The sequence below is a fragment of the Algoriphagus sp. NBT04N3 genome (assembly GCF_019443765.1).
Classification (GTDB): Bacteria; Bacteroidota; Bacteroidia; order Cytophagales; family Cyclobacteriaceae; genus Algoriphagus; species Algoriphagus ornithinivorans.
This window is the reverse complement of the sequence record NZ_CP048415.1, coordinates 3,736,272-3,752,498: the sequence shown is the minus strand read 5'-3', so window position 1 is coordinate 3,752,498 and position 16,227 is coordinate 3,736,272. Positions and strand designations below refer to the sequence as shown.

General features: G+C 51.7%; 6 protein-coding genes. 5 read left to right on the top strand and 1 reads right to left on the bottom strand.

Features of this window, described 5'->3' with window-relative positions; translation table 11 throughout:
- Positions 1 to 34 precede the first annotated feature (34 nt).
- From GYM62_RS16290 to GYM62_RS16270, 5 genes are all read left to right on the top strand, one after another.
- A complete protein-coding gene (locus GYM62_RS16290) occupies positions 35 to 4,009 on the top strand; it encodes an Ig-like domain-containing protein (protein WP_370627636.1) in 3,975 nt (1,324 codons plus the stop codon).
- Positions 4,010 to 4,074: 65 nt separating this feature from the next.
- Positions 4,075 to 7,332 (top strand): hypothetical protein, encoded by a 3,258-nt coding sequence (locus tag GYM62_RS16285; protein WP_219957182.1) that lies wholly within the window; start codon positions 4,075 to 4,077, stop codon positions 7,330 to 7,332.
- Positions 7,319 to 11,938 (top strand): gliding motility-associated C-terminal domain-containing protein, encoded by a 4,620-nt coding sequence (locus tag GYM62_RS16280; RefSeq protein WP_219957181.1) that lies wholly within the window; start codon positions 7,319 to 7,321, stop codon positions 11,936 to 11,938. The genes GYM62_RS16285 and GYM62_RS16280 overlap by 14 nt, the downstream gene beginning before the upstream one ends.
- Positions 11,939 to 12,000: 62 nt before the next feature.
- Positions 12,001 to 12,975 carry a type IX secretion system membrane protein PorP/SprF gene (locus tag GYM62_RS16275; protein ID WP_091655707.1) on the top strand — a complete coding sequence of 325 codons (975 nt, stop codon included), beginning with the start codon at positions 12,001 to 12,003 and terminating at the stop codon, positions 12,973 to 12,975.
- 1 nt (position 12,976) lies between these two features.
- Positions 12,977 to 15,391 (top strand): OmpA family protein, encoded by a 2,415-nt coding sequence (locus GYM62_RS16270; RefSeq protein WP_219957180.1) that lies wholly within the window; start codon positions 12,977 to 12,979, stop codon positions 15,389 to 15,391.
- 59 nt (positions 15,392 to 15,450) lie between these two features.
- Here the strand turns inward: GYM62_RS16270 and rluF are convergent, their stop codons facing one another.
- The gene (gene rluF, locus GYM62_RS16265; protein WP_219957179.1) at positions 15,451 to 16,182 is read right to left on the bottom strand and encodes a 23S rRNA pseudouridine(2604) synthase RluF; all 732 of its coding nucleotides are present in this window, start codon (positions 16,180 to 16,182) and stop codon (positions 15,451 to 15,453) included.
- Between the last annotated feature and the right edge of the window lie 45 nt (positions 16,183 to 16,227).

Below are 16,227 nucleotides of genomic sequence, written 5' to 3'. Positions count from 1 at the left end.
GGGCAATACGACAGGGGAAGCGGTAACGGTAGATGTGTTGGCCAATGATGTGACCGGAGATGCGGTAGATCCGACGACGGTACAGATTGTGGGCACGGCAAATGCCGGGGATCCGCTGGTAGTAGCGGGCGAAGGCGAGTGGACGATCAACCTGGTAACGGGAGCGATCACGTTCACCCCTGCGGAAGGCTTCACGGGCGATCCTACTCCGATCCAATACACGGTACAGGACGGGGAGGGCAACACCTCGAACGCGGCAACGGTAACGGTTGAATATGATCAGTTTGCACCGGTTGCCAATGATGACCAGAAGCTGTCTCAGCCGGCAGGCGCGGTGACGTTGAATGTAACCGACAACGATACGGATGCGAATAATGACCTGGATGTGAGCACGGTGGATCTGGATCCGTCAACGGCGGGTATCCAGACGAGCTACGTGGTAGCAGGACAAGGCGAGTGGACGGTTGATGCGTTGGGCAATGTGACCTTTACGCCGGAGTCTGGCTTCACGCTGGATCCGACCCCGATCAGCTATACAGTGAATGATGCGACGGGTCTGACCTCGAACGAGGCGACGATCACGATCGATTACGTACCGGTTGCGAGCAATGACAGCAGCACGGGCAATACGACAGGGGAAGCGGTAACGGTAGATGTGTTGGCCAATGATGTGACCGGAGATGCGGTAGATCCGACGACGGTACAGATTGTGGGCACGGCAAATGCCGGGGATCCGCTGGTAGTAGCGGGCGAAGGCGAGTGGACGATCAACCTGGTAACGGGAGCGATCACGTTCACCCCTGCGGAAGGCTTCACGGGCGATCCTACTCCGATCCAATACACGGTACAGGACGGGGAGGGCAACACCTCGAACGCGGCAACGGTAACGGTTGAATACGATCAGTTTGCACCGGTTGCCAATGATGACCAGAAGCTGTCTCAGCCGGCAGGCGCGGTGACGTTGAATGTAACCGACAACGATACGGATGCGAATAATGACCTGGATGTGAGCACGGTGGATCTGGATCCGTCAACGGCGGGTATCCAGACGAGCTACGTGGTAGCAGGACAAGGCGAGTGGACGGTTGATGCGTTGGGCAATGTGACCTTTACGCCGGAGTCTGGCTTCACGCTGGATCCGACCCCGATCAGCTATACAGTGAATGATGCGACGGGTCTGACCTCGAACGAGGCGACGATCACGATCGATTACGTACCGGTTGCGAGCAATGACAGCAGCACGGGCAATACGACAGGGGAAGCGGTAACGGTAGATGTGTTGGCCAATGATGTGACCGGAGATGCGGTAGATCCGACGACGGTACAGATTGTGGGCACGGCAAATGCCGGGGATCCGCTGGTAGTAGCGGGCGAAGGCGAGTGGACGATCAACCTGGTAACGGGAGCGATCACGTTCACCCCTGCGGAAGGCTTCACGGGCGATCCTACTCCGATCCAATACACGGTACAGGACGGGGAGGGCAACACCTCGAACGCGGCAACGGTAACGGTTGAATACGATCAGTTTGCACCGGTTGCCAATGATGACCAGAAGCTGTCTCAGCCGGCAGGCGCGGTGACGTTGAATGTAACCGACAACGATACGGATGCGAATAATGACCTGGATGTGAGCACGGTGGATCTGGATCCGTCAACGGCGGGTATCCAGACGAGCTACGTGGTAGCAGGACAAGGCGAGTGGACGGTTGATGCGTTGGGCAATGTGACCTTTACGCCGGAGTCTGGCTTCACGCTGGATCCGACCCCGATCAGCTATACAGTGAATGATGCGACGGGTCTGACCTCGAACGAGGCGACGATCACGATCGATTACGTACCGGTTGCGAGCAATGACAGCAGCACGGGCAATTTGCCAGAAACATCTGTCATTCTAGATGTATTATCTAATGATAATCTTGGAGATAATGTTGATCCGACAACAGTTCAGATAGTGGGTACACTGAATCCTGGTGATGCACTGGTAGTTCCGGGTGAAGGTGAGTGGACGGTGAATCCAACGACGGGAGCGATTACGTTTACGCCAGAAATTGGATATTCATTTAATCCAACTCCTATTAGATACACAGTAAATGATGGACAGGGGAATGTTTCAAATGAGGCATTAGTTACAATCACTTATGATCAGAAAAATGAATTATTGATTTCTAAAGAAGCAGATGTTTCAACATATGATGCGGAAGGCCAAGAAATTAATTACAAGATTGTAGTTACTAATTCAGGAAATGTTACTCTGACAAATATCTCTGTGGTAGACCCATTGACTAATTTGGATATTGTCATAAATAGTTTAGCACCAAATTCTTCTGAGATTATAAATACAAACTATCTGGTAAAACAGTCTGATGTAGATTTCGGGAAAATTGATAACACAGCTATAGCATCATATGCTTATAATAATGAGGAATATTCTGTGTCGGATTCTGAAACTGTAAACGCATTACAGAGACCAAATATCTCAATTGAGAAAACTCTTCTATCCAATGATGATGCAGAAGGAGGTTTCCTTGACTATCAGATTAAAGTTGTCAATACAGGAAATGTAACTCTGTACGATATTTATGTCGAGGATTTGAAAGCTGGATTCAACGCAATAATCCCTGAACTAGCTCCTAATGGAGAAGAGGTGTTTGACGTTTCAGTAACGATTACTCAAGATATGATTGATGATAAGTGTTTCATCAATACAGCAACTGCTGAAGTAAGAGAATACAGTGGAAATGAAAATCCAGATCAAAATGGTTCTGGTGAATATGAAGTAATTCTTTCTGCCAACGACGAAATAGAGGCTTGTTTCACTCAAAGTCCATCGATGAGTCTGGAGAAAGACGGAGTGTTCGTGGATGAGAACGAAGACGGTCAGGCGCAGGTAGGCGAGACGATCAGCTACACGTTTAAGGTGACCAACACGGGCAATGTGACCTTGAGTAACATTGTACTGGAAGATGATAAAGTAACGGTAAGCGGCGGACCGATCACGAGTCTGGCTCCTGGAGCAAGCGACGCGACGACCTTCACGGCGAGCTATGTGCTGACCCAGGAGGACATTGATGCGGGCAAGGTGTTGAACTTGGCGGTAGCCAGAGGGGAAGCACCGGGCGGAGATCCAAATGATCCGTCCGACGATGTGACCGCAGAGTCTACCGATCCGACACCGGTGAGTGCGGATGAGCGTGACCCTGAGTGTCCAACCTGTACGGTGACGATCTTGCCAAGAGAGGCCTCGATGAGTCTGGAGAAAGACGGAGTGTTCGTGGATGAGAACGAAGACGGTCAGGCGCAGGTAGGCGAGACGATCAGCTACACGTTTAAGGTGACCAACACGGGCAATGTGACCTTGAGTAACATTGTACTGGAAGATGATAAAGTAACGGTAAGCGGCGGACCGATCACGAGTCTGGCTCCTGGAGCAAGCGACGCGACGACCTTCACGGCGAGCTATGTGCTGACCCAGGAGGACATTGATGCGGGCAAGGTGTTGAACTTGGCGGTAGCCAGAGGGGAAGCACCGGGCGGAGATCCAAATGATCCGTCCGACGATGTGACCGCAGAGTCTACCGATCCGACACCGGTGAGTGCGGATGAGCGTGACCCTGAGTGTCCAACCTGTACGGTGACGATCTTGCCAAGAGAGGCCTCGATGAGTCTGGAGAAAGACGGAGTGTTCGTGGATGAGAACGAAGACGGTCAGGCGCAGGTAGGCGAGACGATCAGCTACACGTTTAAGGTGACCAACACGGGCAATGTGACCTTGAGTAACATTGTACTGGAAGATGATAAAGTAACGGTAAGCGGCGGACCGATCACGAGTCTGGCTCCTGGAGCAAGCGACGCGACGACCTTCACGGCGAGCTATGTGCTGACCCAGGAGGACATTGATGCGGGCAAGGTGTTGAACTTGGCGGTAGCCAGAGGGGAAGCACCGGGCGGAGATCCAAATGATCCGTCCGACGATGTGACCGCAGAGTCTACCGATCCGACATTTAGGTGAGTGCGGATGAGCGTGACCCTGAGTGTCCAACCTGTACGGTGACGATCTTGCCAAGAGAGGCCTCGATGAGTCTGGAGAAAGACGGAGTGTTCGTGGATGAGAACGAAGACGGTCAGGCGCAGGTAGGCGAGACGATCAGCTACACGTTTAAGGTGACCAACACGGGCAATGTGACCTTGAGTAACATTGTACTGGAAGATGATAAAGTAACGGTAAGCGGCGGACCGATCACGAGTCTGGCTCCTGGAGCAAGCGACGCGACGACCTTCACGGCGAGCTATGTGCTGACCCAGGAGGACATTGATGCGGGCAAGGTGTTGAACTTGGCGGTAGCCAGAGGGGAAGCACCGGGCGGAGATCCAAATGATCCGTCCGACGATGTGACCGCAGAGTCTACCGATCCGACACCGGTGAGTGCGGATGAGCGTGACCCTGAGTGTCCAACCTGTACGGTGACGATCTTGCCAAGAGAGGCCTCGATGAGTCTGGAGAAAGACGGAGTGTTCGTGGATGAGAACGAAGACGGTCAGGCGCAGGTAGGCGAGACGATCAGCTACACGTTTAAGGTGACCAACACGGGCAATGTGACCTTGAGTAACATTGTACTGGAAGATGATAAAGTAACGGTAAGCGGCGGACCGATCACGAGTCTGGCTCCTGGAGCAAGCGACGCGACGACCTTCACGGCGAGCTATGTGCTGACCCAGGAGGACATTGATGCGGGCAAGGTGTTGAACTTGGCGGTAGCCAGAGGGGAAGCACCGGGCGGAGATCCAAATGATCCGTCCGACGATGTGACAGCGGAGTCTACCGATCCGACACCGGTGAGTGCGGATGAGCGTGACCCTGAGTGTCCAACCTGTACGGTGACGATCTTGCCAAGAGAGGCCTCGATGAGTCTGGAGAAAGACGGAGTGTTCGTGGATGAGAACGAAGACGGTCAGGCGCAGGTAGGCGAGACGATCAGCTACACGTTTAAGGTGACCAACACGGGCAATGTGACCTTGAGTAACATTGTACTGGAAGATGATAAAGTAACGGTAAGCGGCGGACCGATCACGAGTCTGGCTCCTGGAGCAAGCGACGCGACGACCTTCACGGCGAGCTATGTGCTGACCCAGGAGGACATTGATGCGGGCAAGGTGTTGAACTTGGCGGTAGCCAGAGGGGAAGCACCGGGCGGAGATCCAAATGATCCGTCCGACGATGTGACAGCGGAGTCTACCGATCCGACACCGGTGAGTGCGGATGAGCGTGACCCTGAGTGTCCAACCTGTACGGTGACGATCTTGCCAAGAGAGGCCTCGATGAGTCTGGAGAAAGACGGAGTGTTCGTGGATGAGAACGAAGACGGTCAGGCGCAGGTAGGCGAGACGATCAGCTACACGTTTAAGGTGACCAACACGGGCAATGTGACCTTGAGTAACATTGTACTGGAAGATGATAAAGTAACGGTAAGCGGCGGACCGATCACGAGTCTGGCTCCTGGAGCAAGCGACGCGACGACCTTCACGGCGAGCTATGTGCTGACCCAGGAGGACATTGATGCGGGCAAGGTGTTGAACTTGGCGGTAGCCAGAGGGGAAGCACCGGGCGGAGATCCAAATGATCCGTCCGACGATGTGACAGCGGAGTCTACCGATCCGACACCGGTGAGTGCGGATGAGCGTGACCCTGAGTGTCCAACCTGTACGGTGACGATCTTGCCAAGAGAGGCCTCGATGAGTCTGGAGAAAGACGGAGTGTTCGTGGATGAGAACGAAGACGGTCAGGCGCAGGTAGGCGAGACGATCAGCTACACGTTTAAGGTGACCAACACGGGCAATGTGACCTTGAGTAACATTGTACTGGAAGATGATAAAGTAACGGTAAGCGGCGGACCGATCACGAGTCTGGCTCCTGGAGCAAGCGACGCGACGACCTTCACGGCGAGCTATGTGCTGACCCAGGAGGACATTGATGCGGGCAAGGTGTTGAACTTGGCGGTAGCCAGAGGGGAAGCACCGGGCGGAGATCCAAATGATCCGTCGACGACGATGACAGCGGAGTCTACCGATCCGACGCCGGTGAGTGCGGATGAGCGTGACCCTGAGTGTCCAACCTGTACGGTGACGATCTTGCCAAGAGAGGCCTCGATGAGTCTGGAGAAAGACGGAGTGTTCGTGGATGAGAACGAAGACGGTCAGGCGCAGGTAGGCGAGACGATCAGCTACACGTTTAAGGTGACCAACACGGGCAATGTGACCTTGAGTAACATTGTACTGGAAGATGATAAAGTAACGGTAAGCGGCGGACCGATCACGAGTCTGGCTCCTGGAGCAAGCGACGCGACGACCTTCACGGCGAGCTATGTGCTGACCCAGGAGGACATTGATGCGGGCAAGGTGTTGAACTTGGCGGTAGCCAGAGGGGAAGCACCGGGCGGAGATCCAAATGATCCGTCCGACGATGTGACAGCGGAGTCTACCGATCCGACACCGGTGAGTGCGGATGAGCGTGACCCTGAGTGTCCAACCTGTACGGTGACGATCTTGCCAAGAGAGGCCTCGATGAGTCTGGAGAAAGACGGAGTGTTCGTGGATGAGAACGAAGACGGTCAGGCGCAGGTAGGCGAGACGATCAGCTACACGTTTAAGGTGACCAACACGGGCAATGTGACCTTGAGTAACATTGTACTGGAAGATGATAAAGTAACGGTAAGCGGCGGACCGATCACGAGTCTGGCTCCTGGAGCAAGCGACGCGACGACCTTCACGGCGAGCTATGTGCTGACCCAGGAGGACATTGATGCGGGCAAGGTGTTGAACTTGGCGGTAGCCAGAGGGGAAGCACCGGGCGGAGATCCAAATGATCCGTCCGACGATGTGACAGCGGAGTCTACCGATCCGACACCGGTGAGTGCGGATGAGCGTGACCCTGAGTGTCCAACCTGTACGGTGACGATCTTGCCAAGAGAGGCCTCGATGAGTCTGGAGAAAGACGGAGTGTTCGTGGATGAGAACGAAGACGGTCAGGCGCAGGTAGGCGAGACGATCAGCTACACGTTTAAGGTGACCAACACGGGCAATGTGACCTTGAGTAACATTGTACTGGAAGATGATAAAGTAACGGTAAGCGGCGGACCGATCACGAGTCTGGCTCCTGGAGCAAGCGACGCGACGACCTTCACGGCGAGCTATGTGCTGACCCAGGAGGACATTGATGCGGGCAAGGTGTTGAACTTGGCGGTAGCCAGAGGGGAAGCACCGGGCGGAGATCCAAATGATCCGTCCGACGATGTGACAGCGGAGTCTACCGATCCGACATTTGGTGAGTGCGGATGAGCGTGACCCTGAGTGTCCAACCTGTACGGTGACGATCTTGCCAAGAGAGGCCTCGATGAGTCTGGAGAAAGACGGAGTGTTCGTGGATGAGAACGAAGACGGTCAGGCGCAGGTAGGCGAGACGATCAGCTACACGTTTAAGGTGACCAACACGGGCAATGTGACCTTGAGTAACATTGTACTGGAAGATGATAAAGTAACGGTAAGCGGCGGACCGATCACGAGTCTGGCTCCTGGAGCAAGCGACGCGACGACCTTCACGGCGAGCTATGTGCTGACCCAGGAGGACATTGATGCGGGCAAGGTGTTGAACTTGGCGGTAGCCAGAGGGGAAGCACCGGGCGGAGATCCAAATGATCCGTCCGACGATGTGACAGCGGAGTCTACCGATCCGACACCGGTGAGTGCGGATGAGCGTGACCCTGAGTGTCCAACCTGTACGGTGACGATCTTGCCAAGAACAGCTAGTCTTTCAATGGACAAAGCAGCAGACAAGCAGTCGATCAGTGAGGTGGGTGAGGTGATTACTTATACCTTGACTGTGACCAATGACGGCAACGTGACGCTGACAGATATAGTGGTGAATGATCCGCTGACAGGATTCAGCGCGACGATCTCAAGTCTGGCACCGGGAGCATCTGAAGAGCTGGAGACCAGCTATACGGTGACTCAGGAAGATCTTGACAGAGGCTTTGTGAGAAACGTGGCGACAGCTACGACGACTTACGGAGAAAAGGAGATCAGTGCTGAAGATGAAGAAACAGTAGTGGTAGCGGATATGCCATCATTGATAATCGACAAAGTAGCTGACAAGCAGTCGATCAGTGAGGTGGGCGAGGTGATTACTTATACCTTGACTGTGACCAATGACGGCAACGTGACGCTGACAGATATAGTGGTGAACGATCCGCTGACCGGATTCAACACGACGATCCAAAGTCTGGCACCGGGAGCATCTGAAGAGCTGGAGACCAGCTATACGGTGACTCAGGAAGATTTGGACAGAGGCTTTGTGAGAAACGTGGCGACAGCTACGACGACTTACGGAGAAGAGGAGATCAGTGCTGAAGATGAAGAAACAGTAGTGGTAGCGGATATGCCATCATTGATAATCGACAAAGTAGCTGACAAGCAGTCGATCAGTGAGGTAGGTGAGGTGATTACTTATACCTTGACTGTGACCAATGACGGCAACGTGACGCTGACAGATATAGTGGTGAACGATCCGCTGACCGGATTCAACACGACGATCCCAAGTCTGGCACCGGGAGCATCTGAAGAGCTGGAGACCAGCTATACGGTGACTCAGGAAGATCTGGACAGAGGCTTTGTGAGAAACGTGGCGACAGCTACGACGACTTACGGAGAAGAGGAGATCAGTGCTGAAGATGAAGAAACAGTAGTGGTAGCGGATATGCCATCATTGATAATCGACAAAGTAGCTGACAAGCAGTCGATCAGTGAGGTAGGTGAGGTGATTACTTATACCTTGACTGTGACCAATGACGGTAACGTGACGCTGACAGATATAGTGGTGAACGATCCGCTGACCGGATTCAACACGACGATCTCAAGTCTGGCACCGGGAGCATCTGAAGAGCTGGAGACCAGCTATACGGTGACTCAGGAAGATCTGGACAGAGGCTTTGTAAGCAACGTGGCGACAGCTACGACCACCTACGGAGAAGAGGAGATCAGTGCTGAAGATGAAGAAACTGTAACAGTAAGTCAAAGCCCTTCGATCTCGATTGTCAAAACATCAGATGTGAGTTCGGTGAGCACAGTTGGCCAGGTGATTACATATACATTGACTGTAACCAATACAGGTAATGTGACCTTGACCAATATAGTGGTGAATGATCCGCTGACAGGCTTTACTGAGACCATTCCTTCTTTGAATGCAAATCAGTCTGTTACCTTCCAAACCAGCTACACGGTTACTGCAGCTGACTTGAATAATGGAAGTATTGTGAACGTTGCTACGGCATCATCAAACTTCAATGAACAGCCAGTTACGGCTGAGGATGATGCGACAGTGACAGTAGATCAAAACCCATCTATTTCGATTGTCAAGACATCAGATGTGAGTTCAGTGAGTACAGTAGGCCAGGTGATTACATATACATTGACTGTGACCAATACAGGTAATGTAACCTTGACCAATATTGTGGTAAATGATCCGCTGACAGGCTTTACTGAGACCATTCCTTCTTTGAATGCAAATCAGTCTGTGACCTTCCAAACTAGCTACACGGTTACTGCAGCTGACTTGAATAATGGAAGTATTGTGAACGTTGCTACGGCATCATCAAACTTCAATGAACAGCCAGTTACGGCTGAGGATGATGCGACAGTGACAGTAGATCAAAACCCATCTATTTCGATTGTCAAGACATCAGATGTGAGTTCAGTGAGTACAGTAGGCCAGGTGATTACATATACATTGACTGTGACCAATACCGGTAATGTAACTCTGACAAACATTGTGGTGAATGATCCACTAACAGGATTTACAGAGAATATTTCTTCTCTAGGCCAAGGACAATCAGTTGTATTCACCACAACTTATGTGGTAGAGCAAGGTGACTTGGATTCCGGAAGTATTGTCAACGTTGCGACAGCATCGACAAACTTCAACGAGCAACCAGTCAATGCTGAAGACGAAGCGATAGTTACTGTTGATGGTAATCCTTCGATATTAATAGTTAAATCCTCAGATGTTGAATCTGTGACTTTGGCTGACCAAGTAATTACCTATACTTTGACAGTAACAAACACTGGTAATATTACTTTGACCAATGTGCTAGTAAATGATCCATTGACTGGATTCGAAAATACGATTAGTACACTTGCACCTGGTCAAGTAGTAGAGTTTACCACTAGCTATACAGTTACTCAGGAAGACATAGATAGCGGTGAGGTTGAAAACATTGCCTCTGTCACTGGTAATGCAGGAGTGGAAGAAGTATCTGATACGGATACCTTGATTGTACCTGCGGTTCAGAATCCGGATATCCAGATTGAGATCACTGATAACGATGCAGTGATTACTGAAGCGGGTCAGGAGATTCCTTACACGATTACAGTGACCAACACCGGTAATGTGACCCTGACCAATGTGACGGTTGTGGATACCAAAACAGGTTTGGTGGTGAACATCGGAACTTTGAAGCCGGGAGAAAGCAAATCTGTGGAAACCACTTATCCTGTCACCCAGGAAGATGTAGATGCAGGCCAGGTTACCAATGATGCGAGTGTAACTGGTCAGAGCCCGAACCCTGGTGATGACGATCCTACAGACAGTGATTCGGTGACTACGCCAATTACTCCTGCACCAGGAATATCGATTGTGAAGAGCAGCGACAAGTCTGAGATCAGGGATCTGGGTGAAACGGTAACTTATACACTGGTTGTGACCAACACGGGTAATGTGACGCTGACCAACATTTTGGTAAGCGATCCACTGACCGGATTGAACGAAGTAATCGAAACGCTGGCTCCAGGAGAGAGCGTGACGATAGAGACAAGCTACGTGGTGACCCAGGAAGATCTGGACCGAGGCAGTCTGGTGAATGTGGCTAATGTAATCGGAGAGACTCCTGATGGTGAAGAGATCGGAGACGAGGATGAAGTGAGCATCGGAGTAGGCATCCGTGAGATCATAGCCAATGACGATGACTTCGGAACTTACTTTGTGAGCTACGGCGGCAGACTGGGCAACATTCTGGAGAACGATCTGTTGGACGGCCAGAGACCTGATCCTGCGGATGTGGACTTCGAATTCACGGAGCTGGACGGAGTGATCGGTTTGCTGATCGACGAGAACGGAGATCTGAGCCTGATACCGGGAGTGAACGAAGCCAGAGAATATACTTTACGCTATGTATTGCGAGAGGTGGCCAACCCGAACAACAGCGACGATGCCTTTGTGGTGTTCAGATTATTGAATGACAATGTGAACCTGGGCGTGAGCAAAGAGGCACTGAGTGACGAGGTGTTCGAGGGTGACGAGTTCGAGTATGAGATTGTGGTGGTGAACCAGGGAGGCACGGATGCCAGAAACGTGGTGATCACGGACAATCTACCGAACGGAGTGACGTATCTGAGCAACCGAGTGGAGAGCAACAGTGCGAACGTGGAAGTAAACGTGAACGTGTCTGGCTCTGCGATTACCTGGAGGATACCATTCTTCCCTGCCGATGCGAGGATTGTGTTCCGAGTTCGGGTGAAGGCGGGAGCTGCGGGTACGGTGACCAATACGGTGATCGTAGGCGCTGACGAGGATGACACGGATGAGTCGGATAATCAGGACAGTGATGTGACTGAAATCAGACCGTTCCACATTCCAAACGTGATCACGCCGAACAACGACGGACTGAACGACACCTTCGAGATTCAGGGACTGAATAAGTTTGTATCGAACCGAATAGTTATCTTCAACAGATATGGTGATCATGTTTTAGAAGCTGAGAACTACAAGAACGATTGGAACGCACCTGGTCAGGTTGCAGGCACTTACTTCTACGTCCTTGTGACCGTAGACAGTCAGGGAAGAGAACATGTGTTCAAAGGCTGGATTCAGGTTATCTGGCAAAAGGAACTATAATTCCAATAATCCCCAGATAGAAAACTTCTGTCTGGGGTTACTTTAAAAGAAAATAAAAAGTTATGAAAAAGACTTTTAAAATAGTTGGATTGACCTTGTTGATAGCTCTATGGGCTTTTACGGGGACTTTTGCCCAGCAGCTTCCACAGTTCAGTCAGTATATTTTCAACGGGCTGCATGTGAATCCGGGCTATGCGGGCTACAAGGGAGAGCCTTATATCCAGAGTACGTACCGGACGCAGTGGATCCGTTTCCCGGGCAGTCCGGAGACGTTCACGGTGACTGCGGACCTGAGTGCGAACGAGGGTACGATGGGCTTTGGGATTTCGATATTGAGTGACAACATCGGGCCTGCGCGTACGAACACGGGACTGTTGACTTATGCGTACCGTATCCAGACGGGAGCGAGGAGCTTTTTGGGACTGGGAGTGAGTGCGGGTTTGTCGGAGTATGCGATAGACGGGAGCATGCTGGACCCGAATGATTTTCCGGATCCGGACATTCCGGAGGGACGGATCAACATGTTTGTTCCGAACCTGAATACGGGATTGTTTTTCCACAGTGACCGTTTTTATGCGGGTTTCAGTGTGTACAACATGATCGGGAAGCGTGCCTTGGAGCGGGAGGATTTTGCTTTGGCCTACCATGATTTTCACTACTATCTGACGATGGGGGCGCTGTTTGATCTGGGCAGCACGGTGAAGTTCAAGCCGAGTTTCCTGATCAAGGAGGTGAAGGGTGCGCCGACGAATTACGACCTGAACGCGATGTTTCTGTTCGGGGAGCGGATCTGGGTGGGGGGTTCCTACCGTTCGAACATGAAGATCTGGAACGACAACTTACCGGAGAACCTGTCGAACAGGAATGCGTTTGCGACCATCATTGAGATTTTCGCGACAGACAGGATCCGTTTGGGCTATGCGTATGACCACAACCTGAACGTGTTGCAGGACTACAGGACGAACTCGCATGAGCTATCGGTAGGCTTTTATATGATTCCGAGAAAAGCAGTAATGAGAAACCAAAGATGGTTCTGATATGAAAAAGACACTGATGATATTGAGCCTTTCGACGGGCCTATTTTTAGGAGCGGTGACGGTATCTGAAGCCCAGAAGTCTCGGGTTCGCTATGCGGACCAGCAGATGGAGCTGATGAACTACCGCCATGCGATCGAAGAGTATAAGCTGGCCTATGCGAAGAAGCCGGGCTACGAGCTGGCGGTGAAGCTGGCCGAGGCCCACGAGACGGCCCGTGATTACGACGGGAGCTACGAATGGTGGAAGAACGTGGTGGGCTATGAGCAGGCGGATTCGGAGGATTATCTGAACTACCTGTCGGCGGCACAGCGTACGGGCCGGATGGATGCGGTGGAGAGCGATCTGGCAGGAAAGGAAGTGAACGTGGATTCGCTGAAGCAGAACCTGGAGCAGCTGATCAGCCCTTCGAGCAGGAAGAAGGTGAAGCTGGAGAACGTGCAGGAACTGAACTCGGAGGCCTCGGACTTTCTGGTGGCCAAGGACGGCTCGGACAACCTGTATTTTGTATCGGACCGCGGGGCGACGTTCAGCCGGAAGATGCCGGGTATCCGGATAGACGGACGGAACAAGATGTTCAGCGACCAGGGGAATGACTATACGGGCAGGAACTTTTTCGGACTGTACAGAAAAAGTGCAGACGGGGAACTGGAGGAGCTGGTGTCGAACATTCCGGGGACCTACAATTTTTCGGATCCGAGTTATGCAAAGCAGGCAGGCCTGCTGTTTTACTCGGTGACCAGAGACATCAAGAAAGTAAGAAAAGACAGAAACATCGCGGTACAGCCGGAGATCTACTACAGCAAGGTGACCCCCGAGGGGACGCTGGAAGGCTACATGGCCTTTCCCTACAACGACTCGCTGGCATACTCGGTGATGAACCCTTTCATAGACGAACAGTCGAAGCGGCTGTACTTTGCCTCCGACCGTCAGGATGGAGCGTGGGGGACGTCTTATGGGGGATATGACATTTATTATTCGTCCTACGATGAGAACATGGTGTTCTCCACTCCGGTGAATGCTGGAGCGTCTGTGAACACGAAGGGAGACGAGACCCATCCGTTCCGCAAAGGGGACAAGTTTTACTTTTCCTCTACGGGCCACCCGAGAGTGGGAGGCATGGATGTGTACATGGCCGACTTCAGCCCTTCAGGCATCAGCAATGTGCAGAACATGGGCATGCCGATCAACTCGCTGTCTGATGACTTCGGTTACCGGGAGCTGGAGAACGGAGATATTTACCTGGCCTCGAACCGCAAGGGAGGAATGGGTCTGGATGACCTGTACCTGATCGAGGAAGTGTACAAGCAGTTTCTGGCGCGGGTGATTGACTGCGACGGACTGGTGATGACAGACAGTTACATGGCCACGCTTCGGGACAATACCCAGAACGGGAACGTGCAGACACAGCGGAACGGAACGGGAGCACTGGCAGCAGAACTGGAGCCGGACAGTGACTTTTCACTGACGATCTCCAAGCCGGGCTACTTTACGGTGACAGACAACGCGATCACCACCAAAGGCTTTGCTGGAGACACGCTGAAGCGGGAATACACGCTGAAGCCGATCCCGTATCAGCTGCCGGTGTTTGTGGACATTGTGTACTACGACCTGGACAAGTACGTGATCAGAAAGGACGCGAAGCCGGCCCTGGACAAGATCGCCGAGATCATGCAGAAGTATCCGTTCCTGGATTTGCTGGTGGCCTCGCATACCGACTCCAGAGCCTCGGATGAATACAACATCAAGCTGTCAAACAACCGTGCGACGGCAGTGACCGAATACATGGCGCAGTACAACATCGCAGCCGAACGCATCCGTCTGGAATGGTTCGGGGAGCAGAAGCTGGTGAACGACTGCGGGAACGGGGTGCCGTGTTCGGAGGCGAACCATCAGCTGAACAGAAGATCGGAGCTGGTGCTGGAAGCCTTCCCGGATCCGACCAAGCAGTATGATATCCCGGAAGCGCTGAAAGATATGGACTTCTGTAACCCGGAAGACATCTTTGAGGTGCTGAACAAGGAGATCAGCGACATCCCGACGATCTATTTTGACTTTGACAAGGCGATGCTGCGTTCGGTGCACAAGCAGGAGCTGGAGCGCGTGGCGATCATGCTGGAGCGGATGCCGAACCTGATGCTGTACATCGAGGGCCATACCGACCAGCGGGGCAGTGACACGTATAATGAGAAGCTGTCCGAGCGCAGATCGAAAGCGGTGATGGACTACCTGATCAAGCGCGGGGTGACCGGAGACCGAATGGAACACCAGTGGTTTGGGGAGACGCGTCCGGTGCATGACTGCAACCAGGTGAGCTGTACTTCGGCGATGCACCAGCTGAACAGAAGGACAGAACTGAGAGTAGGCAAGTCGGCGTTTACCTACACGGGCAGACAGAAGAAAGTGAACACGATGTGATACAGGATAAGTTTATAGAGTATTAGTCAAAAAAAGAGGATCCAGTTTGGATCCTTTTTTTATTCTGCCGTTTTGCTGCTGTCTGCTATAAGCCGATTCAATTCTTTCATTTCTTTCTCGGTGAGATCTCTCCATTTTCCAGTTGGTAAATCCAAGTGAACATTCATAATTCTTACCCGAATCAACTGTTTGACTTGATAGCCCAGATATTCGCACATTCTCCTAATCTGCCTATTTAAGCCTTGGGTCAATACAATTCTGAATTTAAATCGGCTGATTTGCTCCACTTTACATTTCTTAGTGACAGTACCGAGAATTGGAATTCCATCAGACATTCGTTGGATAAAACGCTTATCGATCGGCTTGTCAACAGTTACTACATATTCTTTTTCATGATTATTACTCGCCCGGAGGATCTTGTTGACAATGTCTCCTTCACTGGTGAGAAAAATTAGCCCTTCACTATCTTTATCTAATCTGCCAACCGGAAAAATACGCACCGGATGACCTATATAATCTATGATATTGTTTTTTTCACCTTTAGTATCTGTAGTAGAAACTATGCCTATTGGCTTATTGAAAGCAATATATGTATGCTCTTGAATAGGCTTACCCACAGGCTTCCCATCTACAGCGACTGTATCGGAAGGCCCCACTTTGGTTCCCAATTCAGGTATTTTTCCATTGAGCGTGATTCTCCCTTGCTCCAATAGTTTATCAGCTTCTCTTCTGGAGCAAAATCCGACTTCGCTGAGGTATTTGTTAATCCGGATATATTGGTCTTTTTCCAAAATTTTCTGGTTGAAGCTGCAAGTTAAGTTTTCCTGAAAGATTGC

What these genes read in the sequence shown, in the direction of transcription:
- GYM62_RS16285 (WP_219957182.1), top strand. Translation starts at nt 4,075, where the DNA reads ATGAGTCTGGAGAAAGACGGAGTGTTCGTGGATGAGAACGAAGACGGT.
- GYM62_RS16275 (WP_091655707.1), top strand. Translation starts at nt 12,001, where the DNA reads ATGAAAAAGACTTTTAAAATAGTTGGATTGACCTTGTTGATAGCTCTA.
- GYM62_RS16270 (WP_219957180.1), top strand. Translation starts at nt 12,977, where the DNA reads ATGAAAAAGACACTGATGATATTGAGCCTTTCGACGGGCCTATTTTTA.